This is a genomic window from Acinetobacter sp. ANC 3781 (assembly GCF_004331285.1).
GTDB lineage: Bacteria > Pseudomonadota > Gammaproteobacteria > Pseudomonadales > Moraxellaceae > Acinetobacter.
In genome coordinates this window covers 147,035-168,332 of record NZ_SJOH01000001.1, presented here as the reverse complement: position 1 = coordinate 168,332, position 21,298 = coordinate 147,035, and the positions used below count along the sequence as shown (strand labels likewise).

At 41.5% G+C, this 21,298-nt stretch carries 15 protein-coding genes, 4 tRNA genes and 1 pseudogene; 8 read left to right on the top strand and 12 right to left on the bottom strand.

Annotation, left to right across the window (positions count from 1 at the left end; genetic code table 11):
* The first annotated feature begins 26 nt into the window (after positions 1-26).
* From E0H89_RS00915 to E0H89_RS00900, 4 genes are all read left to right on the top strand, one after another.
* Positions 27-1,091, top strand: coding sequence for a microcin C ABC transporter permease YejB (locus tag E0H89_RS00915; RefSeq protein ID WP_131213738.1), 1,065 nt, complete (start codon positions 27-29; stop codon positions 1,089-1,091).
* Entirely contained in the window at positions 1,091-2,104 is a 1,014-nt protein-coding gene (locus tag E0H89_RS00910; RefSeq protein ID WP_131213736.1) for an ABC transporter permease, read from the top strand. Before E0H89_RS00915 ends, E0H89_RS00910 begins: the two co-directional genes overlap by 1 nt.
* Positions 2,079-3,668, top strand: a complete 1,590-nt coding sequence (locus E0H89_RS00905; protein WP_131214008.1) for an ABC transporter ATP-binding protein — start codon at positions 2,079-2,081, stop codon at positions 3,666-3,668. Before E0H89_RS00910 ends, E0H89_RS00905 begins: the two co-directional genes overlap by 26 nt.
* Positions 3,669-3,768: 100 nt before the next feature.
* Positions 3,769-5,013 carry an NADH:flavin oxidoreductase/NADH oxidase family protein gene (locus E0H89_RS00900; protein WP_131213734.1) on the top strand — a complete coding sequence of 415 codons (1,245 nt, stop codon included), beginning with the start codon at positions 3,769-3,771 and terminating at the stop codon, positions 5,011-5,013.
* Between the two features lie 7 nt (positions 5,014-5,020).
* Here the strand turns inward: E0H89_RS00900 and E0H89_RS00895 are convergent.
* From E0H89_RS00895 to pyrC, 11 genes and pseudogenes are all read right to left on the bottom strand, one after another.
* Positions 5,021-5,728 (bottom strand): annotated as a pseudogene (locus tag E0H89_RS00895) (glutathione S-transferase N-terminal domain-containing protein).
* Between the two features lie 128 nt (positions 5,729-5,856).
* Positions 5,857-5,932 (bottom strand) — tRNA-Glu (locus tag E0H89_RS00890).
* Between the two features lie 12 nt (positions 5,933-5,944).
* Positions 5,945-6,020: transfer RNA gene (locus E0H89_RS00885), tRNA-Glu, on the bottom strand.
* Between the two features lie 135 nt (positions 6,021-6,155).
* A complete protein-coding gene (locus E0H89_RS00880) occupies positions 6,156-7,040 on the bottom strand; it encodes a hypothetical protein (protein ID WP_131213732.1) in 885 nt (294 codons plus the stop codon).
* Positions 7,041-7,121: 81 nt separating this feature from the next.
* A complete protein-coding gene (locus tag E0H89_RS00875; RefSeq protein WP_131213730.1) occupies positions 7,122-8,540 on the bottom strand; it encodes an amino acid permease in 1,419 nt (472 codons plus the stop codon).
* Positions 8,541-8,651: 111 nt separating this feature from the next.
* A tRNA-Glu gene (locus E0H89_RS00870) sits at positions 8,652-8,727 on the bottom strand.
* Positions 8,728-8,984: 257 nt separating this feature from the next.
* On the bottom strand, positions 8,985-9,149 hold the full coding sequence (locus E0H89_RS16390) for a hypothetical protein (RefSeq protein WP_165493990.1): 165 nt from the start codon (positions 9,147-9,149) through the stop codon (positions 8,985-8,987).
* Between the two features lie 94 nt (positions 9,150-9,243).
* The gene (locus E0H89_RS00865) at positions 9,244-11,799 is read right to left on the bottom strand and encodes a TonB-dependent receptor plug domain-containing protein (RefSeq protein ID WP_131213728.1); all 2,556 of its coding nucleotides are present in this window, start codon (positions 11,797-11,799) and stop codon (positions 9,244-9,246) included.
* 199 nt (positions 11,800-11,998) lie between these two features.
* Positions 11,999-12,074 (bottom strand) — tRNA-Glu (locus E0H89_RS00860).
* Positions 12,075-12,094: 20 nt separating this feature from the next.
* Complete coding sequence (gene rnt / locus E0H89_RS00855; protein WP_131213726.1) at positions 12,095-12,754, bottom strand: ribonuclease T; 660 nt, start codon at positions 12,752-12,754, stop codon at positions 12,095-12,097.
* On the bottom strand, positions 12,739-13,773 hold the full coding sequence (gene pyrC / locus E0H89_RS00850; protein WP_131213724.1) for a dihydroorotase: 1,035 nt from the start codon (positions 13,771-13,773) through the stop codon (positions 12,739-12,741). The genes rnt and pyrC overlap by 16 nt, the downstream gene beginning before the upstream one ends.
* Positions 13,774-13,927: 154 nt before the next feature.
* Between pyrC and E0H89_RS00845 the strand changes: the two genes are divergently transcribed.
* Positions 13,928-15,187: a GGDEF domain-containing protein gene (locus E0H89_RS00845; RefSeq protein WP_131213722.1), complete on the top strand. Its 1,260-nt coding sequence runs from the start codon at positions 13,928-13,930 to the stop codon at positions 15,185-15,187.
* Positions 15,188-15,250: 63 nt separating this feature from the next.
* On the opposite strand, the gene argG is transcribed toward E0H89_RS00845, so the two are convergent.
* Positions 15,251-16,594: an argininosuccinate synthase gene (gene argG, locus E0H89_RS00840; RefSeq protein ID WP_131213720.1), complete on the bottom strand. Its 1,344-nt coding sequence runs from the start codon at positions 16,592-16,594 to the stop codon at positions 15,251-15,253.
* Between the two features lie 773 nt (positions 16,595-17,367).
* Here argG and lldP point away from each other — a divergent pair.
* The 3 genes from lldP to lldD are packed head-to-tail and all read left to right on the top strand — an operon-like array spanning position 17,368 to position 20,953.
* Positions 17,368-19,032, top strand: a complete 1,665-nt coding sequence (lldP, locus tag E0H89_RS00835; protein ID WP_131213718.1) for an L-lactate permease — start codon at positions 17,368-17,370, stop codon at positions 19,030-19,032.
* Positions 19,033-19,052: 20 nt separating this feature from the next.
* Positions 19,053-19,796, top strand: coding sequence for a transcriptional regulator LldR (gene lldR, locus E0H89_RS00830; RefSeq protein WP_131213716.1), 744 nt, complete (start codon positions 19,053-19,055; stop codon positions 19,794-19,796).
* 2 nt (positions 19,797-19,798) lie between these two features.
* Positions 19,799-20,953, top strand: a complete 1,155-nt coding sequence (lldD, locus tag E0H89_RS00825) for an FMN-dependent L-lactate dehydrogenase LldD (RefSeq protein ID WP_131213714.1) — start codon at positions 19,799-19,801, stop codon at positions 20,951-20,953.
* The last annotated feature ends 345 nt before the right edge of the window (positions 20,954-21,298 follow it).

The window sequence follows — 21,298 nt, the reverse complement described above, 5'->3', positions numbered from 1 at the left end:
GCACAGGCACAAGGAACGTCGTTTCGATGGGCATATATATATTAAAAAGACTGCTGCTGATTATTCCGACACTGTTTTTCATTTTATTGATTAACTTTGTGGTGATTCAAATTGCACCCGGAGGTCCGGTTGAGCAAGCCATTCAACAAGCAGAAGCTTTTCAGGGGCTAGGTGCGACTGGTGGTGAAACCGCTGCGACCAAAAGCAATTATCAGGGTGCAAAAGGCTTGAGTGAAGAAATGGTCGGGAAGATTAAAGCGCAATATGGTTTTGATCAGCCTGCACCTGAACGCTTCTGGATGATGCTGAAAAGTTATGTCACTTTCGATTTTGGCACCAGTTTTTTTAAAGATAAGCCGGTGACCCAACTGCTCTGGGAAAAAATGCCGGTGTCCTTATCATTAGGATTATGGAGCACTTTGCTGATTTATCTGGTCTCGATTCCTTTAGGTATTAAAAAAGCCCGCCAACATGGCATGCTGTTTGATAAATCTACTTCCATGTTGCTGGCTGTTGGCTATGCGGTGCCTTCTTTTGTCTTTGCGGTTTTGCTAATCGTGTTTTTTGCGGGTGGTTCCTATTTTCAGTGGTTCCCATTACAGGGACTGGTTTCAGAAAATTTTAGTGAACTGAGCGTATTGGGAAAAATTAAAGATTATTTCTGGCATATGACTTTGCCTTTGCTGGCGATGGTGATCGGTGGTTTTGCCAGCCTCACCTATTTAACCAAATATTCGTTTATGGAAGAATTAAATAAACAATATGTCTTGGCGGCGCGCTCTAAAGGTTTAACCGAATCAAGGGTATTATACGGTCACGTATTCCGTAATGCGATGTTGATTGTAATTGCGGGCTTACCGGAAGCGCTGATTGGTATTTTCTTTGTCGGCAACTTGTTTATTGAAATCATCTTTAATTTGGATGGTTTGGGCTTGCTCGGTTTTGAAGCCATTCAACAGCGTGATTATCCAGTGATTTTTGGAACCTTGTTCCTGTTTACCTTGCTGGGTTTGATTCTGCGTTTAATTAGTGATGTGCTATATCAGGTGATTGACCCGCGTATTAATTTTGATTCGCGAGGTGCAGAATAATGTCGCCTTTAATGCATGCGCGCCTGAAACGATTTAAGGAAAATCAACTTGGTTTTGCCTGTTTAATTGTTTTCACGGTCATTTTTGTATTGTCGCTGGCTTCTGAATTAATTGCCAACGATAAACCGCTGTTAGTGAAATATGATCATTCACTTTATGTGCCGGTTTTAAAATCCTATCCGGAAACTACCTTTGGCGGTGTCTTTGAAACCGAAGCCGATTATAAAGATCCAGTGGTACAGCAACTCATTAACGAGAAAGGCTGGGCAGTCTGGCCGCTGATTAAATACTCCTACCAAACACCTAATCTGGAACTGGCGGTTCCGGTACCCTCTGCACCGACTTCCCAAAACTGGTTAGGCACGGATGACCAAGGGCGTGATGTATTGGCGCGGATACTCTATGGTTTGCGTGTGTCGCTGCTGTTTGGTTTTGCTTTGACCATTGCTTCAGCCATTCTCGGAATCGCCGTTGGCGCCATTCAGGGCTATTATGGTGGATGGATTGATCTGCTTGGTCAGCGCATTCTGGAAGTGTGGGGCGGTTTACCGATGCTATTCATGGTGATGATTCTGGTCAGCATGTTTACTCCGAATGTGTACTGGCTGTTTCTGATTATGCTGTTATTCGGCTGGACCACTTTGGTGGGACTGGTTCGTGCTGAATTTTTAAAGGCACGTAATCTGGATTATGTCCGGGCCGCACGCAGTCTGGGTGTGGAAGACCGAACCATTATGCTGCGTCATATCTTGCCGAATGCCATGAGTTCGAGTTTGTCGCAGTTACCGTTTATGTTAACCGCCAATATCACCGCTTTGACCGCCTTAGACTTTTTAGGCTACGGCTTGCCACCGGATGCGGCATCTTTAGGTGAATTATTATTACAAGGTAAATCCAATTTGAATGCACCGTGGTTGGCACTATCGGGCTTCTTTACCTTGGCGATTGTCCTATCTTTATTAATTTATATTGGGGAGGCGACACGTGATGCATTCGATCCAAGACGCCAATAATCCGCAAGCGCTCTTAACTGTAGCGCATCTTAATATTCAGCATCAACAGCAGGTTTTGGTGGATAACCTGAATTTTCAGCTGCATGCAGGTGAAACCATTGCCATTGTCGGTGAAAGTGGTTCCGGTAAGTCAATTAGTAGTCTGGCTGTGTTGGGGCTTTTACCGAGCACCTTAAAAATAAAAGGTCAGGCTAGACTGGGCCAACAGGATTTGCTGACCCTTAAAACTGAACAGCTGAGACAAATTCGTGGCCATAAAATTGCCATGATTTTTCAGGAACCGATGACGGCTTTAAATCCGTTGCATCGGGTAGAAAAAATTATTGGTGAAACTTTGTTGCTGCAAGGCTGGTCAAAGCAGAAGACTCAGGCACGTATTATTGAATTGTTGAATGATGTCGGAATTAGCGAGCCTAAAGAAAAATTACGCCGTTATCCGCATGAACTTTCCGGTGGGCAACGTCAACGGGTGATGATTGCCATGGCATTGGCCTTAGATCCGGATATTCTGATTGCTGATGAGCCCACTACCGCTTTAGATGTCACTTTACAGGCGCAAATATTACATCTGCTTAAATCATTACAACAAAGCCGCAATATGGCGATGATCTTAATTAGCCATGACCTAAATCTGGTACGTCGCTATGCTGACCAGGTGATTGTAATGAATAAAGGCGTAGTAGAAGAACAGGGCAGCGTTGCGGAAATCTTTAAAAACCCGAAACAGGCCTATACCCGAGATTTGCTGAATCATGATTTTGGTGAAGCAATTCAAATTGCAGACAGTCCCAATATCTTGGCTTTACACAATGTCGCGGTAAAATTTCCGATTAAGCAAGGATTGCTGAACCGGGTCAAAGAATACTTTGTTGCAGTTGAACCCCTAGATTTGCAGTTGGCACAGGGTGAGTCAATTGGCATTGTCGGCGAAAGTGGTTCGGGTAAAAGTTCGCTGGCTTTGGCGATTACGCGTTTAATTAAAAGTGATGGTGAAATCGTTCTGCTTGGCACAGATTTAAATCAGTGTAATGAAAAGCAGTTACGACCATTGCGTGCCGAGTTTCAGATTGTGTTTCAAGACCCATTTAGCAGTTTAAATCCGCGGCTGAATGTCGAGCAAACCATTGGCGAGGGGTTGGGGTTAAAAAAACTGTCAGCCACAGAAATATCGCAGCGGATTGATGAAGCTTTGGAAAAAGTAGAATTACCCATCAATTTTAGAACGCGTTATCCGCATGAATTGTCAGGTGGACAGCGTCAGCGTGTAGCCTTGGCACGAGCATTGGTATTACGACCGAAGTTACTGATACTGGATGAACCGACCTCGGCACTGGATCGCACCACTCAGCGTGCAATCGTGAAATTGCTCAGACGTTTACAGCAAGAGCACCAGATCAGTTATTTATTTATCAGCCATGATTTACAGGTGGTGAAGGCGTTGTGTCAGAAAGTGTTAGTGCTGCGTCATGCCCAAGTAATGGAATTTCAAAGTACAGAACAATTATTTTTAAATCCAAAAACTGAATATACCCGTCAATTGATTGAAGCAAGCCAGTATGTTTAAAATTACTGACAAGTCATATTGTCAGAATTGCTCTTGACGGATGGCATAATCAGTTTAGAGTCTTAGCTCTATATAAATACAAATAAATCAGGATATGAATATGAGCCATCTTGCCGAAGCAATCAGTATTCGAAATACTCCCTTTAAAAATCGCATTATTAAAGGTGCGATGAGTGAAGCCTTGGCAAATGATGCAGGTCAGCCGGGTCAGTTGCATTTGGGTTTGTATGAAGCCTGGGCAAAAGGTGGTCTGGGTTGTGCAATTACCGGTAATGTGATGGTGGACTTCCGTGCCAAAAACGAACCGGGCGTGGTGGTAATTGAGTCAGAGCGTGATTTGGTTCAGCTGAAGCAATGGGCAGAGATCGGTAAAAAACATGGCATGGTGCAACTGATCCAGTTGTCCCATCCAGGCCGTCAGTGCCCTAAAGGTTTAAATAAAGAAACCGTGGCGCCATCGGCTGTGCCTTTTAGCCCAATGCTTGCGACCACGTTTGGTACACCGCGTGAATTACTTGAAGAGGAAATCCTCGATATTATTCAACGTTTTGCCACCTCTGCTCAAATTTGCGAGAAAGCTGGCTTTGAAGGTGTACAGTTACATGGTGCACATGGTTATCTGATCAGCCAGTTTTTATCGCCATTGACCAACAAGCGTCAGGATCAATGGGGTGGTTCGATTGAAAATCGCATGCGCTTCCTGTTGGAAATTTATAAAGCAGTACGAGCAGTCACTTCGGATAAGTTTATTATTTCCGTAAAATTGAATTCAGCGGATTTCCAACGGGGTGGCATTACTGAAGATGAAGTAATTGCAGTCTTTAAAGCGATTGATACAGCGGGAATCGATCTGATCGAAATTTCTGGTGGAACTTATGAAGCACCAGCAATGGCTGGAGCTAGAGCAGATAAACGTAAAATTAGCACCATTGCTCGTGAAGCCTATTTCCTCGATTTTGCGGAGCAGATCCGTCAGCAAGTAAAATGCCATTTGATGGTGACTGGTGGCTTTCGTACGGTAGAAGGGATGAATGCTGCACTGGATAGTGGTGCATGCGATTTTATTGGAATTGCGCGTCCGTTGGCGGTCGAAACTGATTTAACCAATCGTCTGATTGCTGGAGAGGATGTTCGTTATGCGGTGGATAAAATCAAAACGGGTATTCCAATGGTCGATAAAATGGCAATCATGGAAATTATCTGGTATGCCGCACAGTTTAAAGAGATCGCACGAGGCAAACGTCCGAATCCAAAACTCTCGCCACTGAAAGTTTTCTTTAAATATGCTAAAGGTAATATTACGGCCATGATTAAAGGGCGAGTCAACTCACGTCGCAGTGCTTAAGTTTGGATTACCACGCTTTTGACCAATAAGATTTAAACTCTACAGCAGACCATTGACCTTTCTTTATCGCGCTATGAAAGGCGGGTCTGCTTTGGATTTGTTGCAGATAACACTGAATATTTTGCAGGGATGAAAATTCTGTACTGGCTTAGGTACAAGCCAATAGTGGAAACCATAATAAAAGATCGGCAATGCTGAAATGATTACCGGCTAAATATGGGTGACTTTTTAAATGTTCATTTATCATCAACAAATGCTGCTGCAATGCGTGATTTAAATAACCTCGATCAAAGCCAAACTTTAGAAACTTACTGACCAGTCTCACGGAGAGAGGGGTTCTTGCTACAATTTGAGCAAAAATCTGTTTCAGGGCTAAATCGGGCATAAAAGTCGCTTCAGCAAAATTTTTCCAGTAAAAATATAAATGTGCTTCTTGGCCTGAGAGCAGGGATATACCTAAAGCATTCAATTGATGACTTAAGTAATCGGCAATTGCAGCTGTTTCAGACAGTGTAATGACCTCTGTCAAATCATCATGAAAAATTTGTACAGTCGGAAATTTGGTGGGTGGATGATTGCTTTGGAGGGGTGCTAATTCTTGAGTCGGGATATTGGCACCACAAAAGACCACTTCATAATCAAGCTGCAATTCTTCTAATAACCAGAGGATGCGTTGAGAACGTGAATTGGTTTTGTGGAGCAAACGAATATATATAAGGTTAAATTTATTATTTTACTGTCTTGAAGTTATAAAGCAGAAAGCAATACTAAATTTAAGAATATTTAAAAAAAAGCCTGAGTCATTATGCTCAGGCTTTTTTTGAGATTTTTCAATCTCGAATATGGCGACCCTACGGGGATTCGAACCCCGGTTACCGCCGTGAAAGGGCGATGTCCTAGGCCTCTAGACGATAGGGTCATCTATATGAATTGGCGTCCCCACGGGGATTCGAACCCCGGTTACCGCCGTGAAAGGGCGATGTCCTAGGCCTCTAGACGATGGGGACGTTTCAGAGGTGGGCGTATAATAGGGTGGATATGATACCCTGTCAAACCTTTTTCCAGGATAATCTTTAAAAACTGAATCAAGTGAATAAAAATAAAACAAATAGGTGAAATATACGCTGAAATGCCGTGTTTTTTCAGTTTAAGGCCTCAACAATGCTTTTAATCACATCAGGATGCTGCAAGTAGCCGCTAATATTATGTGGATTATTGATCAGTGTCATAATTGCCTGATTAATAATCGGGGGGTCGAAATTAAAAGGGGCTTCAGAGAGGGGGAAGGCTGTTAAAAAGTCTTCAGGTGAATAAAAATTAAACCAGTCGCCCTGCAGTTGAGGCGGTCGGGAAATCGGTACAACCAGTTTGGCTTGAACCACTTTAAAGGCGAGCGGTGATCCCAGAGTAATAAAACGCTGTAATCTAAAGCTTTTGAATCGATGGAGGAGGTTGTAAGCAATCACAGAACCTAGTGAGTGGGCCACGATAATATGATTTTTGTTGGGAACAAGATGCGACATAATCCTGTGATGTACCTCATGCATAAAATCTGGATTAGATAAATACAGATAAGTTTCAATTAAAAATTTATGAATCAATGTTTCATGCAGTTTGGGATAATGATTAAGAAACAAGGACAGTTCCCGGAAGGCATGGTCTTTGGTGAGCGCAGAAATGACGGATAAACGTTGGGTAAGCGTTTCAGAATGATTTGGATTAAAAGTGGGTAAAGAGGTGACGCAAGGTCTATGTTCTTGATCAATACAGGTATTGTGGCCTAAGTGAAAGGGGAGATGCAGATGTGAAATTGATTTGGGTAAAAATGTGTCTAAATCCAGAGTGTTATACAAGTGATGCTTGCTGAGTAAATCACCATAAAAGGGCAGCTTGATTTCCAGTGAATTAACATTAATATCGTACCCGGAATGGTTTAAACCGATTTGAAATACATTTAACCAATGTTTTTTTAATGACTTTTCATCATAATTTTGTTGGTTCATACCGTGAATAAAAATGATTTTCATACCGGCTCATGTTTTTTATAGAAGTTATTATCTTTATTTAGCTTAAAAAAAAGAGTGGTACTTGACCACTCTTTTTCTGTGTTAGTTTTGCTTTCGGTAGAAAACATAGTAACTGAGATAACAAGCTGCAATGAAGAGCAGGCACCCAATAAAGCCAGGCAGCATTTCAGGGTCGAATGCCATACTTATTGCCGTGATAAAACAGAACACAAAACCTAAAATGGGCACAATAGGAAACAATGGCGCAGCAAAACCTAAGTCTTTTGTGCTGTGACCCTGTTTATACCACTGACGACGGAAATTGAACTGGCTTAAACAGATACTCATCCATACAATCACCATCGTGAATGCTGCAACACCCAGTAAATTCTTAAAGATAGTCTCTGGGGCAAATTGTTCAGACAATAAACCAGGTAAGGCACCCAGCATGGTGACCACTACGGCCACAAAGGGAATACCGCGATGATTCACTTTAGAGAAAACCGCAGGTAATTGTTTTTTATCAGATAACGACCACATCATACGTGATGCAGCAAATAAACCCGAATTTGCCGCAGACAATAATGCCGTGATAATCACAAAACGAATAATGTCTTCAGCGTATGGAATACCGATATGGGTAAATACAGTAACAAAGGGACTGCTACTGACGCCTTCGGCATTTAGGCCGGCCATTTGATGCGGTAACAGCGCACTGATTACCACGATGGTACCGACAAAGAAAATCAATAAACGCCAAATAGCTGCATTGATGGCTTTAGGGACATTCTTGGCTGGATCTTTGGTTTCACCTGCAGCCACACCAATCAATTCAGTACCAGAGAAGGCAAAATTGACAATCAGCATGGTTGCAAAAATAGGGAACACGCCTTGTGGGAACCAACCTTGAGCGGTTAAGTTGCTAAACAAGGGAGCAGACTCATAACCATTAAAGTTTAAAATGCCAAAAATAGCCAATAGTCCCAGTAAAATAAAGGCAATAACAGTCAATACTTTAACTAAAGATAACCAAAATTCGGATTCGGCAAACCAGCGGGTTGAACTCATATTTAAGCCGAAAACCACCGCAGCAAAAATAATGGTCCATAACCAGACCGATACATGAGGAAACCACTCCTGCATCAGCAATGCAGCAGCAGTAAATTCTGTACCGAGCGTCGCTGCCCAAGTTAACCAGTAAAGCCAAGTTACGGTATACCCGGTACCTGGACCAATATAATTTCGTGCATATGTACCAAAAGAACCCGATTCGGGCATATGTACCGCAAGCTCGCCTAAGCAAAGCATAACAGCGTAGGCAATTAAACCGCCCAATACATAGGAGATGATTGCACCTACAGGCCCCGTTTGTGCAATGACTTCACCCGAACCTAAAAACAAACCTGTTCCGATTGCGCCACCAAGCGAAATCATGACCAGATGTCGAGTACTCATAGCGCGTTTTAAAGGCGCAGAATTGCCCTGATGCGAAGCATCATTCGGAGTATGAGATGACTGCATAAGAGAAAAACAAAAAAGACAAATGAAGCGAGCTATTGTAGTGAAAAACTACAAATCTGCAATGTAATAATGAGAAGTATTGAAGCTTGAATGATCGTATAGCACGATATATGGCGACCCTACGGGGATTCGAACCCCGGTTACCGCCGTGAAAGGGCGATGTCCTAGGCCTCTAGACGATAGGGTCGTTAGGAGGTGATGCGTATATTATGGATTTTTAATGGGGCTGTCAAACCTGGAATTGGATTATTTTTTAAATATTGAATTACTTGCATAAAAAATGACAATTTAAAAAGTAAATTGCACCATAAACAATTCAATTTGAAAATGGTGTGAATATTTTCTTGCCATTAAAATGTATTTACATTTAAAAAAGGATGAAGTTAAGAGCTATAAAACCGATAAATTACCCTTTACAGTAAGGCAGGTTGTTAAAATTATGCATTAGTGGTGCGGGGTTTGATATTTTTGTGATTGTTCTTGTGCAGGTATTTGTTTAGGCGTGGCAGAGGAGGATTCACTAGCATGCTCTGCATCTTTGCTGGCGAGATATAAATATATAGCCGAAGGCAGCAAAATCATTAAAACAATAAAAACTTTTTTCAACATACTGGGCATAACCTTCATTTAGAAGCGCTAACGTTAGCATGCAAACTGCTATAAAAAAAGAGCACCGTAGTGCTCAGGAGTTAAACTGATAAAATTAGAATTTAAAAGTAATATCGGCAATAAAACGACGACCGATTTCTGAGTAGAGTTTGCTATTGTAGACAAATTGATTGTTGCGGTTGGTCAGATTGTTGATGGTCAGGCCAAAAATCGCATCGTAATCTTTACCAATTTTCCAATCATAGGTTGTACGCATATCCCAAGAGAAACGCGGTTTAATTTTTTCCACCACATAGGTGTCCAGCTTCACACCTTCATATTCGACTTTATTGGTTGAACTAATAGCTTGATTGTATTCATTTTTGTAGCTAAAAAAGTGGTAGATTTTTAACGGTAGTGCATTAAAGCCAATATCCCAATTCAGGCGAGCAGCAAAGGGTTGATTGAAGTTAGAGGCGGGGCGGTCTGCATACTGCATGATTTTACCATCATATGACACCAGCTTAGTCATGTCTGTATCAATGGTATTCTCAGTATAGTCTGGTGTGCCACGGACACGTTTATTGTAATCTAAAGCAAGACCAAATTGATGCCAACTCCCTTTGAAATTCAGTGGGTTGACCGTATTTATGCTCAGCGTATAGGTGTCTGCACTGCCATAACCGTCATTGCCATATTCATATGAATATTTGTAGGTTGAATCTAAAGGGATATCGGTACGGTTACGGGTGATTTCATCTTTATATTCGCGATTTACCCATTTAAGTATCACATTGGTATTTTTAAATTGGCTGTTTAAGCCAAGGATAAATTCATCAGCATAAGGCGTATCTAAATCTGTTTTGCGTGTGCTGTTATAAGTCACATTTGGTGATTTGACCCATTCTGAATTTTGATCTGCACGTTTAATGGTATAACTTAAGCCTGCGATTTCACGCTGAAGGTCGGTATTGTAGGTGGGCGCGCTATAATAGCGATTCCAGCCTGTCGTCAGCGTCAATGCATCGTTAGTAAACGGTTTGTAGCTAAAGCTGCTGCGCGGTGCAAAATTTAAGTTATTGTTGGCGCCGTCGTAATCAGCACGAACGCCAAGACGGGCTTTAAATTTATTCCAATTAATCTCATCTTCTACATATAGAAAAGACTGCTCATAGATACCATCAAAAGTGCCTGCCTCATGTAGCGTTCCACTCACATAATATTGACCATTATAAGTATATTCTTGATCTTTATAGGTGAAAGGTGCGGTCACGGCTTCATCACAAAGGCGGTCACCAGCAGCGCATTTTTCGCCATTTAAATTTTTGAGCGTTACTAGATTGGGATTGGTTGAGTGGGTAGTTGCTACATACAAAGATGCAGTATTTGGACGTGACCAAGAGACGTCATCACGCTGATAGCCTGCACCGGCTGAAATTTGATGTACGCTTTGACCCCATTTAAAATGATTGAATATAGCGTCAAATTCATAATTGAAGGATTCTTGTTTTAAGCGGATATCTGTCCCTAGTGAACCTTCTTTTACCTTATCTGTATCTTGCCAGTCCTTGCTGCCTTCAGCATACAGCCAAACTTTACCTTCATCGTCTAACCAATCACGGACATTATCAATTTTTTGATAATTCAATTTGTGTTTGAGTTTAGCCCAGTCGGTTTGCTGATTGAGTTCACCGAAGATCATTAACGAATCATTGGTTACCGTATTTTTTGAATTGCGGCGCGATGCTGTATGGTTATTGTCTTCAAGGTCGCCGAGGGTAAAGCCGAATTTGCCCTTCATTTCGTCATTCGGGGTGTAGAAGGCAGTCGCGCCAATATTGCTATTGTGCTTTTTTTGCTCAATGTGTGCTGGGGTATCAAAACCGCTGGCTACCGGAATGACAGAGCGGCGCTCTGAGCCGTATAGATTGATGCCCCATTGTTCAGACAATTTGCTGTACATGTTGGCACTAATACCTTGGCGGGTATATTCGTTTTGGTTGGCCTGAGTGGTTTCGTCTTCAAATAGGTCTTTATCTGCATCTGTTTTTAGGTGATAGCGGGACCAATCGCTTTCCGTATAGTCGTAGCTAATGCTGCCGTGGATTTTACCAATTTCCGTATCAGGTGCACAGGTATCAGCACTGATCACGCCGCCGGTAAAACTACCATATTTTGCGCTGACGTTACTGTCCAATACGTCTAAATTACACAATAAGTCTGTATTGATGGCAACACCTTGAGAACCCGAAGCAAGCTGTCCCGTATAGGCGTTGCCATTGCCTTGTGGATCCAAAATATTAGTATTACTTACACCATTGATGATAAATTTATTCTGAAAAGACTGTGCGCCATGAATTGAAATTTCGGCGGGTTTTAAATCCGCTTGTGTGCTGGCTGCTAAATGGTCATTTGAGAATTGTACATTCGGATTGACCTTTAAAAAATCAGTGATATTTTTTGAGCTATTCGGTGTTTTTTCTAGATCTTCTTTTGTATAGCTGGTGGTTCCTAGGACAACAGTTTTTTCTGCCTGCATCACAATGGGGGTAAGAGGAATAGGTGAATCAATTGATGCAGATGTTGCAGCTTGTGAAAGATCATTAGCGTAAATAGAAGTACTCAGCGCAGTTAATATAGCAAAGCTAAGAGGGGAGTAAGCAAAACGCATAGTTATTGAAAAATTGTTTAAATCGTAATGCGAGAGATTATCATTAACTTTAATAACTTAATCAATAGAAATGAGAATTATTTTCAATAAAAATTTTAATACAAAGTAATATAATCAAGGGGATAGAGAAATTAAGAACATGGAAAAGCTGAACAATAGAAATTTGTTTAGTGGGGATTTAAAAGGAGATATAAATAGATGGCGTCCCTACGGGGATTCGAACCCCGGTTACCGCCGTGAAAGGGCGATGTCCTAGGCCTCTAGACGATAGGGACGTATAGAAGATGGCGGTATCTTATTGATCCGCCATCAGAGTGTCAAGTAGGTGAGGTGCGAGTTTGTTCAAAATATAGCAAAACAGTTCAGCAGTCTTTTGAGTATCGTATAAAGCAGAGTGTGCTTCCTTGCCATCGAACTCAATTCCAGCGTGAATACAGGATTTTGCCAGTACGGTTTGACCAAACATGACTGCACTTAAAGTCACGGTATCGAACACAGAAAAACTGTGAAATGGATTTTGATTTTTAGTTCCAGTACGCGCAATTGCTGCCTGTAAGAAACCTAGATCGAAATGCGCATTATGACCGACTAAAACCGCATGGGTACAATTCTGCTGGCGACGAACTTCATTTACAGATTTAAAAATACGTTTTAAGGCATTTTTTTCATCTTCAGCCATAGCCATGCGCATCGGGTTAAATGGATCAACCCCAATAAAATCCAGTGAACGACGGTCTAAATTAGCCCCCTCAAAAGGATTAATATGTGCGTGATGGGCTTCGCCTGGCACAAATTGACCTTCTTCGTTATAAATGATGGGAATTGCTGCAATTTCCAATAAGGCATCGGTCTGTGAGTTAAAACCTGCTGTCTCGACATCGACAACAACAGGTAAAAATCCACGGAAACGCTGACCAATTATTGGTTGGGTTTCATCTGTCACACTTTTCTCCATTGAATGGTATTACCCGCATATAGTGGGATAATTTTTTCACCATCCAAATAGTCTAAACTTGTCGGAATAACTTGCTCTTCTTTTACTAGGGTAATGGTATTGGTATTACGCGGAAGACCATAGAAGTCAGCACCAAAATGGCTGGCGAAACCTTCCAAGCGTTCAATTTTACCCACTTGGTCAAAAGCTTGAGCATATAATTCAATTGCGGTGGGTGCACTATAACAACCTGCGCAGCCACATGCATTTTCTTTGGCATTTTTTGAATGCGGCGCACTGTCTGTACCCAAGAAAAATTTAGGATTCGAGCTGGTCGCCACTTCAAGTAAAGTTTGCTGATGGGTTTGACGTTTTAAAATTGGCAAACAATAAAAATGCGGTTTTATACCACCTACCAGCATATCATTACGGTTAAACAATAAATGCTGAGGGGTAATTGTGGCTGCGACATTGCGGTCTTGTTCAAGTACAAAATGTGCAGCTTCACTTGTAGTAATGTGTTCAAGTACAAGTTTAAGCTTAGGGAACTGTTTTAATAGCGGAGAAAGAACTTCATCCAGAAAGCGTTTTTCACGATCAAAAATATCGACATGATGATGAGTGACTTCACCATGTAGCAGTAAAGGAACTTGATGTTCTTCAAGTTGTTCAATTACAGCATAGACTTTACGAATATCGCTTACGCCATTGTCTGAATTTGTGGTTGCACCAGCAGGGTATAGCTTAATGGCATTTACATGTTCAGATTCTTTAATTTTTTTAACTTCGCTAGGTTGAGTGAAGTCCGTAAAGTAAAGCACCATACGTGGATCAAATGAGATGCCTTCAGGGACATGGGCCAAAATTCGTTCACGATAAGCATTAGCTTCTTCCACTGTTTTCACAGGAGGAACAGTGTTTGGCATACAAATTGCGCGCGCAAACTGTTTGGCTAAATCTGGAACCGTACGTTTTAAAGCAAGACCATCACGAAGGTGAGCATGCCAATCATCTGGCTGGAGAAGAGTGATTGTATTCAAGGTCATCTTAATCGGACAAATAAAACAAATGATAATCCATAAAGTGTGAAAATGGTAACGACAATTAAAGACAAAAGGCGATATATATTTAAATATAAATCATAAAATTGTGTTATTTTTAAGTAACTAAAAAACAAATACATAATGCTTGCAAATGGAATACAAGTATAATCTCGCGAAATTACAGTACGATAAAGAAAAAGTAGAAGAACTGGTTACGCAGCAAAGTCGCCGTGTAGGACAAGTTTTTCCAAAAAAACTGGAACAGGAATTTTGGTCTAAAAATTTAGAACGCGCGCGTAAACATGTTGAAAAATATTTCTGGGGTGGTGTTTTAATCTATTTTCTTTTCGTAGTGGTCATGATTCCAAGTGATTACTGGATTATCGACAAGCAATATTTTGTCCATGATTTTATGCACTGCCTGTTAGGACTGGTGAATGGTGGCGCATGTTTGCTGGTTCTATTTTGGTTTGCTTATTTTCCTAAAGTACGTCCATATTTTGCCCATGCTGCGATGGGAATCAAGTTTTGGGCCATTGTATCCATGTCATGGTTGACCATAACGGTTGAAACGGTGGTGCTCCAGCATCAGGCCATGGCTATATTATGTATTATTTATATTCTTGGTTATATTCTTACCGGGGTAAAACCGTTTCATATGTTGTTGACCGGTGTGTCGGCAGCCATATTTACAATTGTTCTGCTTTTAGGACTGCATATCAATTTTGATGCGATGGTATTGGGACGTATTCTCACGGGAAGCTGTGTACTGGGTTATGTCATTAGTCATATGATCTTTGCACGTGAACGTATGATTTATTTATATTCAATGCGGGCTAAAATTAGTGAAAAAATTCACCGCATTCATAATTCAGAATTACTGCATCTTAGTCAGCACGATGAACTGACTAAAATTTCGAATCGCCGTACTTTTGATGAAATGATGGAAGTTTTTTATCAGCAAACTCGTCTTGAACACACTTCTTTATCTATTTTGTTTATTGATGTCGATTTCTTTAAAAACTATAACGATTTTTATGGCCACCAAAAAGGCGATGACGTGATCTCTTCAATTGCCAAATCGATTAAAAATGCCATTCGGCATATGGATTTCGTTGCACGTTATGGTGGTGAAGAGTTTGTGGTTTTATTACCTGAAACAGATGCGCATGGTGCCTATGCGGTTGCATCGAATATTTTTAAAGCAATAGAGCGTTTAGAAATTCCACATGCTAAATCATTGGTGTCGAGCTACATTACAATTAGTTTGGGGATTACGGTTTATCGTGGAGAAAATGAGATTAGTAAAGAAGAATTACTCAAGATTGCCGATCAAGCTTTATATCGGGCTAAACAACTGGGAAGAAACCAAATTTATTATCAATCTATTCGTACGACAAATATCGCCTAAAGACTCCAACTTCAAGCATAAAAAAACCGCCTACGTAGGCGGTTTTTTTAAAATAAAACAAACTTATTTGTTTTTGTCTTTTAATTGAGGTACTGCAGAACCTGTCCCCACAGCAAGAAGACCTGCGTTGGTATAGATGCCGAGTTTCGCACGCGTATCTGTAATGTCCAGATTACGCATAGTTAACTGACCAATACGGTCCATAGGCGTAAACATAGAATCACCTTTCTCCATAGTCAAACGCTCAGCTTCATAAGTGAGGTTAGGAGATTCAGTGTTCATGATGGTGAAGTCATTACCACGACGAAGTTCTAAAGTTACTGTACCGGTTACTGCTTTAGCGACCCAACGTTGAGAAGTCTCACGAAGCATTAATGCTTGTGAGTCGAACCAACGACCTTGGTAAAGCAGGCGACCTAAACGTAAACCGTTAATACGATACTGTTCAATGGTATCTTCGTTATGAATACCCGTTACAAGGCGTTCATAAGTGATATGAAGAAGAGCCATCCCCGGTGCTTCATAGATCCCGCGAGATTTTGCTTCGATGATACGATTCTCGATCTGGTCAGACATGCCTAGACCATGACGACCACCGATACGGTTGGCTTCAAGAATCAATTCAACCGGATTGTCAAAACGTTGGCCATTCAATGCAACTGGCGTACCTTCTTCGAAAGTCACAGATACAAGTTCAGGTTTAACCTCAACATCATCTTTCCAGAACGCAACACCCATAATTGGATCTACGATTTTGATACCGGCATTCAGGTATTCGAGGTCCTTGGCTTCGTGAGTTGCACCCAACATGTTTGAATCAGTTGAGTAGGCTTTCTCTTTTGACATTTTATAGTCGAAACCGTTGTCGATTAAGAATTGCGACATTTCGGCACGACCACCCAATTCGTCAATAAACGTTTGGTCTAACCAAGGCTTATAGATTTTAAGGTTCGGGTTAGTCAGCAAACCATAACGGTAAAAACGTTCAATGTCGTTACCTTTATAAGTTGAACCGTCACCCCAAATGTTTACGTCGTCTTCTTTCATTGCGGTAACAAGCATAGTACCTGTTACTGCACGACCCAATGGAGTTGTGTTGAAATAAGGAACACCACCCGTACTAATGTGGAATGCGCCACACTGAATTGCAGCAATACCTTCAAGTGCAAGCTGTAAACGGCAGTCAACCAAACGAGCTTTTACTGCGCCATAAGCTTCAGCTTTTTTAGGAATCGCATCGTAGTCTTCTTCATCTGGCTGACCCAAATTTGCTGTATAAGCATAAGGTTCAGCACCTTTTTGTTTCATCCACAATAAAGCAGCTGAGGTATCAAGGCCACCAGAGAAGGCAATCCCGACTTTTTTGCCTACTGGTACATTCTGCAAGATAGTTGCATTGTCAGTCATTGTAAGTCCTAACGATATGAAATAGGCACCACGATAATTGGTAGCCGAGGAGAATCTATAGTTCCCTCAATTGTAGCACTTTTAGGTGAAATTTTTTTCGTAAAAATAAGCAATCAAAAAAAATATCTGTACTTTTTAAGCGGATAGTATAGTGAAAAATCATCAACAGGTGATTTAAGGACATAGAAAGTAAGTTAACTTAAATAAATTAAACCATAAATTAATGAAGTAAATCGTTTGAGCTTAGCAACCCACTCTGGGGGGGACAGAACAGAAAGATAAAAAAAATTGATTAAGCCAGACTTTACTTTACTCAATTGCAACTCCTTTCAAACCGTTAAAATAAATGACCGGCCGATTTAATCTATATCGAGATTGAGAATCTTAGTGAAGAGGTAAGCAAGAAATCTTGAGTATTAAAAACATACAGTAAGAAGTGAAAAATTAGAGGATTAGACTAAAGTTGCATAAATATAAAAAGATTAAAACTTTATTCAAAAAACTTAAGTAAAAACAAAGGTAGTAATTCTTTTAAGTAGTTTTAGGAGCGTTTTGAAAAATTAATTTATTATTTAAATTTAGATAATATTGGTAGGACCAATATTATTTTAATCAGACCGCTATTGATCTTTAATTAAACAAAAACTAGTATATTTGCTGAAATATGAATTATTTTTTTATTTAACTCAATATTGGTCGTACCAATTACGAGTTAATCGTTTAAATAATCAGACCAATTCTAATAGAGCCGTGAGCATTTCAAGGAGAAGACAATGCTTCAATCTTGGCAACAAATTTATGATCCTATGGGCAATATCTGGATTTCCAGCGCGATTGCCCTTATTCCAATTATCTTTTTCTTTCTCGCATTGGCGATTTTCCGGTTAAAAGGTAGTGTGGCGGGAACAATTACGGTTGTTCTAGCACTGTTGGTTTCTCTTTTTGCTTATCAGATGCCTGTTGCAATGGCTTTTGCCTCCATGATTTATGGTTTTTTCTACGGCTTGTGGCCGATTGCCTGGATCATTATTGGAGCAGTGTTCTTATATAAAATTTCAGTAAAAACCGGCCAATTTAATATTATCCGTTCTTCCATTTTATCCATTACCGAAGATCAACGTTTACAAATGCTGCTGGTAGGTTTTGCTTTTGGTACCTTCCTGGAAGGTGCTGCAGGATTTGGTGCACCGGTCGCCATTACTGCGGCCTTGCTGGTCGGCTTGGGCTTTAAACCGTTATATGCAGCGGGTCTATGTTTAATTGTAAATACCGCACCTGTTGCCTTTGGCGCAATGGGGATTCCGATTATTGTCGCAGGGCAGGTGTCTGGCGTGGATACCATGGAAATCAGCCAGATGGTGGGCCGTCAGTTACCGTTCATGGTGCCAATCGTGTTGTTCTGGATTATGGGAATTATGGACGGCTGGCGCGGTATTAAAGAAACCTGGCCTGCTGTGATTGTGGGAGGGGGGTCTTTTGCGATTGCACAATATTTAACGTCTAACTTTGTTGGTCCAGAACTGCCGGATATTACTGCAGCGATTGCATCTTTAGTGACCTTGACGATTTTACTTAAATTCTGGAAACCGAAACATATCTTCCGTTTTAGCAATGAAGATGCCAATCTGGATGTGAGTTTACAAGCCGATCAGCAAAAACAATACAGTCTTGCACAGATTGCCAAAGCCTGGTCTCCATTCATGATTTTAACCGCGATGGTGACCATTTGGAGCATCAAACCTTTTAAAGACTTGTTCACCAAAGACGGTGCTTTACACGATTTGGTCTTTTCAATCAAAGTGCCTTATTTGCATCAACTGGTGCAAAAAATGCCTCCTGTGGTACCCGAAGTAAAAGATTATGATGCCATCTATAAATTTGACTGGCTTTCTGCCACAGGTACAGCCATTTTTATTGCCGCACTTATTACCATTATTTTCCTGAAAATGAAGCCAAAAGAAGCTGTAGTGACTTTTGGTGAAACCATCAATGAATTAAAAACACCGATTTATTCGATTGGCATGGTGCTGGCCTTTGCTTTTATTGCCAATTATTCGGGCATGTCGGCAACTTTGGCATTGGCACTTGCGCATACCGGACAGGCCTTTACCTTCTTCTCGCCATTTCTAGGGTGGATCGGGGTGTTCTTAACCGGTTCCGATACTTCGGCGAATGCGTTGTTTGCAGCGCTGCAAGCCACTACAGCTCAACAGATTGGTGTTCCTGAAGTTTTATTGGTTGCAGCAAATACCAGTGGTGGAGTCACCGGAAAAATGATTTCACCGCAATCGATTGCAATTGCCTGTGCCGCGGTAGGGCTTGTGGGTAAAGAATCTGATCTGTTCCGTTTTACGGTTAAACACAGTATCGTCTTTACCATCATGATGGGTATTATTATTACCTTACAAGCTTATGTGTTCCCGTGGATGATTCCATAACACGCAATTGAGGACAGCAAATGAAAGTTTCCGACAAAGTCGTACAAAGTCTGCGCATATTGATTGAACAAAATAATATGCAAGTTGGAGACCGTTTGCCTGCCGAACGAAAATTATGTGAACAACTGGGAGTGTCTCGTTCCTCTTTACGCGAAGCCATTCAGCAACTGACCAGTCGAGGAATGTTGCTGAGTAAAGTGGGAGCAGGTACTTTTTTGCAGCAATTGCCGACCAATTGGTCACAACATCAAATCGTGCAGCCTTTAAGTGATTTAATTGATCAAGATCCTGCTTACCGTTTTGATGTGCAAGAAGCACGAACTATTTTGGAAGGGGGAACAGCGTGGTATGCCGCAGAGCGTGCCACGCCCGAAGACTTGCAAAACATTCGTGATTGCTATGCACAGATTAGCCATTTTCAAGCCATCGGTGATGATGATCAGGCAGCACAGGCCGATGCCAGATTTCATCTTGCTATTGCCGAAGCTTCACATAATTTGGTGCTGATCCAGATGATGCGCGGCTTATTTGATTTGTTGCAATTCAACGTGGTGCTGGGACGCCGGAAAGTGTATTCCGAACCCCATCGTTTTGATCAGTTGCATTTACAGCATCAACAAGTGATAGATGCGATTGAACGTCGAGATCCGGAAGCTGCCAGACAGGCAGTGTGTGGACATATTGAGTTTGTTATTCAACAAGTACGATCGATTGATGAGGAAGATGCCCGTCGTCAGCGTGCGAGTCGATTAAATAGGATTTAACCATGATTATTTCTTCTGCCAATGATTACCGCGAAGCCGCTAGACGTCGCTTGCCACCCTTCTTGTTTCATTATATTGATGGGGGTGCATATGCAGAATATACACTCAAGCGTAACGTAGAAGACTTATCCAAAATTGCCTTAAGACAGCGTGTTCTGAACGATATGTCGTCTTTAAGTCTGGAAACCAGATTGTTTGATGAAACCTTGTCGATGCCTGTCGCTTTATCGCCGGTCGGATTGACCGGGATGTACGCGCGTCGCGGTGAAGTGCAGGCGGCGGTCGCGGCAGATAAAAAAGGCATACCTTTTACTTTGTCGACAGTTTCAGTTTGTCCGATTGAGGAAGTGGCACCGGCCATCCAGCGCCCAATGTGGTTTCAGCTCTATGTGCTACGTGACCGCGGTTTTATGAAAAATGCCTTAGAGCGTGCCAAAGCAGCGGGTTGCTCAACTTTAATCTTTACGGTAGATATGCCCGTTCCAGGCGCGCGCTACCGCGATGCCCATTCCGGAATGAGTGGCGCCAATGCAGCCATGCGCCGTTATTTGCAATCGGTATTACATCCACAATGGGCATGGGATGTGGGATTGCATGGCCGTCCGCATGACTTGGGCAATATTTCAAAATACTTGGGTAAACCGACTGGACTTGAAGATTATATCGGCTGGTTAGGCAATAATTTCGACCCGTCTATTTCATGGAAAGATCTGGAATGGATTCGGGAATACTGGGATGGACCCATGGTCATCAAGGGTATTTTAGATCCTGAAGATGCCAAGGATGCGGTACGTTTTGGTGCCGATGGGATTGTGGTGTCGAATCATGGGGGACGTCAGCTGGACGGCGTTTTATCCAGTGCCCGCGCTCTACCGCCGATTGCCGATGCAGTCAAAGGCGAGATTAAAATTTTGGCCGATTCCGGTATTCGTAATGGTTTAGATGTGGTGCGCATGCTGGCTTTGGGTGCAGATACTTGCATGCTCGGTCGTGCCTTTATTTATGCTTTAGGTGCAGCAGGCGGAGCCGGTGTTTCTAATCTACTGGATTTAATCGACAAAGAAATGCGTGTAGCGATGACTTTGACCGGGGCTAGAACGATTCAAGATATTACGTCAGATTGTTTGGTGAAGCTGAATAGAGAGTTGGCTGAGTGATGATCTATCCGAACTCTTTTTTAAAAAAGAATGAGTTCCCTCTCTTTATTAAAGAGGGGGTTAGGGAAGATGTTGAGAATTTATAAATTCTAAATTTCAGAAAAATGGCTCCGCTTTTTTAGTTTTTCTCCAGGTATCTGTTAATCCTATACAGAAGAAATTCAAACAAGACGACTTTAGACGGAGTCTTATCATGAAAAAGCAAATACTTGGAGCTCAGCTGTTACTTTGGTTTCGCCCAAAGTAACCAAAGGCATTTGTCATCCGTTGAACTCGTCAAATAACAAAACGAATGAACCTCTCGCAGAAACATTGAAGCTCCTATTTTAGTCTGCCTCAAACAGC

Excerpts from the sequence above, each read along its gene's own strand:
- E0H89_RS16390 (WP_165493990.1), bottom strand. The coding sequence starts at position 9,149 with ATGTTGAAAAAAGTTTTTATTGTTTTAATGATTTTGCTGCCTTCGGCT.
- E0H89_RS00905 (WP_131214008.1), top strand. The coding sequence starts at position 2,079 with ATGCATTCGATCCAAGACGCCAATAATCCGCAAGCGCTCTTAACTGTA.
- E0H89_RS00845 (WP_131213722.1), top strand. The coding sequence starts at position 13,928 with ATGGAATACAAGTATAATCTCGCGAAATTACAGTACGATAAAGAAAAA.
- lldP (WP_131213718.1), top strand. The coding sequence starts at position 17,368 with ATGCTTCAATCTTGGCAACAAATTTATGATCCTATGGGCAATATCTGG.
- argG (WP_131213720.1), bottom strand. The coding sequence starts at position 16,594 with ATGACTGACAATGCAACTATCTTGCAGAATGTACCAGTAGGCAAAAAA.
- E0H89_RS00900 (WP_131213734.1), top strand. The coding sequence starts at position 3,769 with ATGAGCCATCTTGCCGAAGCAATCAGTATTCGAAATACTCCCTTTAAA.
- E0H89_RS00910 (WP_131213736.1), top strand. The coding sequence starts at position 1,091 with ATGTCGCCTTTAATGCATGCGCGCCTGAAACGATTTAAGGAAAATCAA.
- rnt (WP_131213726.1), bottom strand. The coding sequence starts at position 12,754 with ATGGAGAAAAGTGTGACAGATGAAACCCAACCAATAATTGGTCAGCGT.
- E0H89_RS00875 (WP_131213730.1), bottom strand. The coding sequence starts at position 8,540 with ATGCAGTCATCTCATACTCCGAATGATGCTTCGCATCAGGGCAATTCT.
- E0H89_RS00915 (WP_131213738.1), top strand. The coding sequence starts at position 27 with ATGGGCATATATATATTAAAAAGACTGCTGCTGATTATTCCGACACTG.
- E0H89_RS00865 (WP_131213728.1), bottom strand. The coding sequence starts at position 11,799 with ATGCGTTTTGCTTACTCCCCTCTTAGCTTTGCTATATTAACTGCGCTG.
- lldR (WP_131213716.1), top strand. The coding sequence starts at position 19,053 with ATGAAAGTTTCCGACAAAGTCGTACAAAGTCTGCGCATATTGATTGAA.
- lldD (WP_131213714.1), top strand. The coding sequence starts at position 19,799 with ATGATTATTTCTTCTGCCAATGATTACCGCGAAGCCGCTAGACGTCGC.
- E0H89_RS00880 (WP_131213732.1), bottom strand. The coding sequence starts at position 7,040 with ATGAAAATCATTTTTATTCACGGTATGAACCAACAAAATTATGATGAA.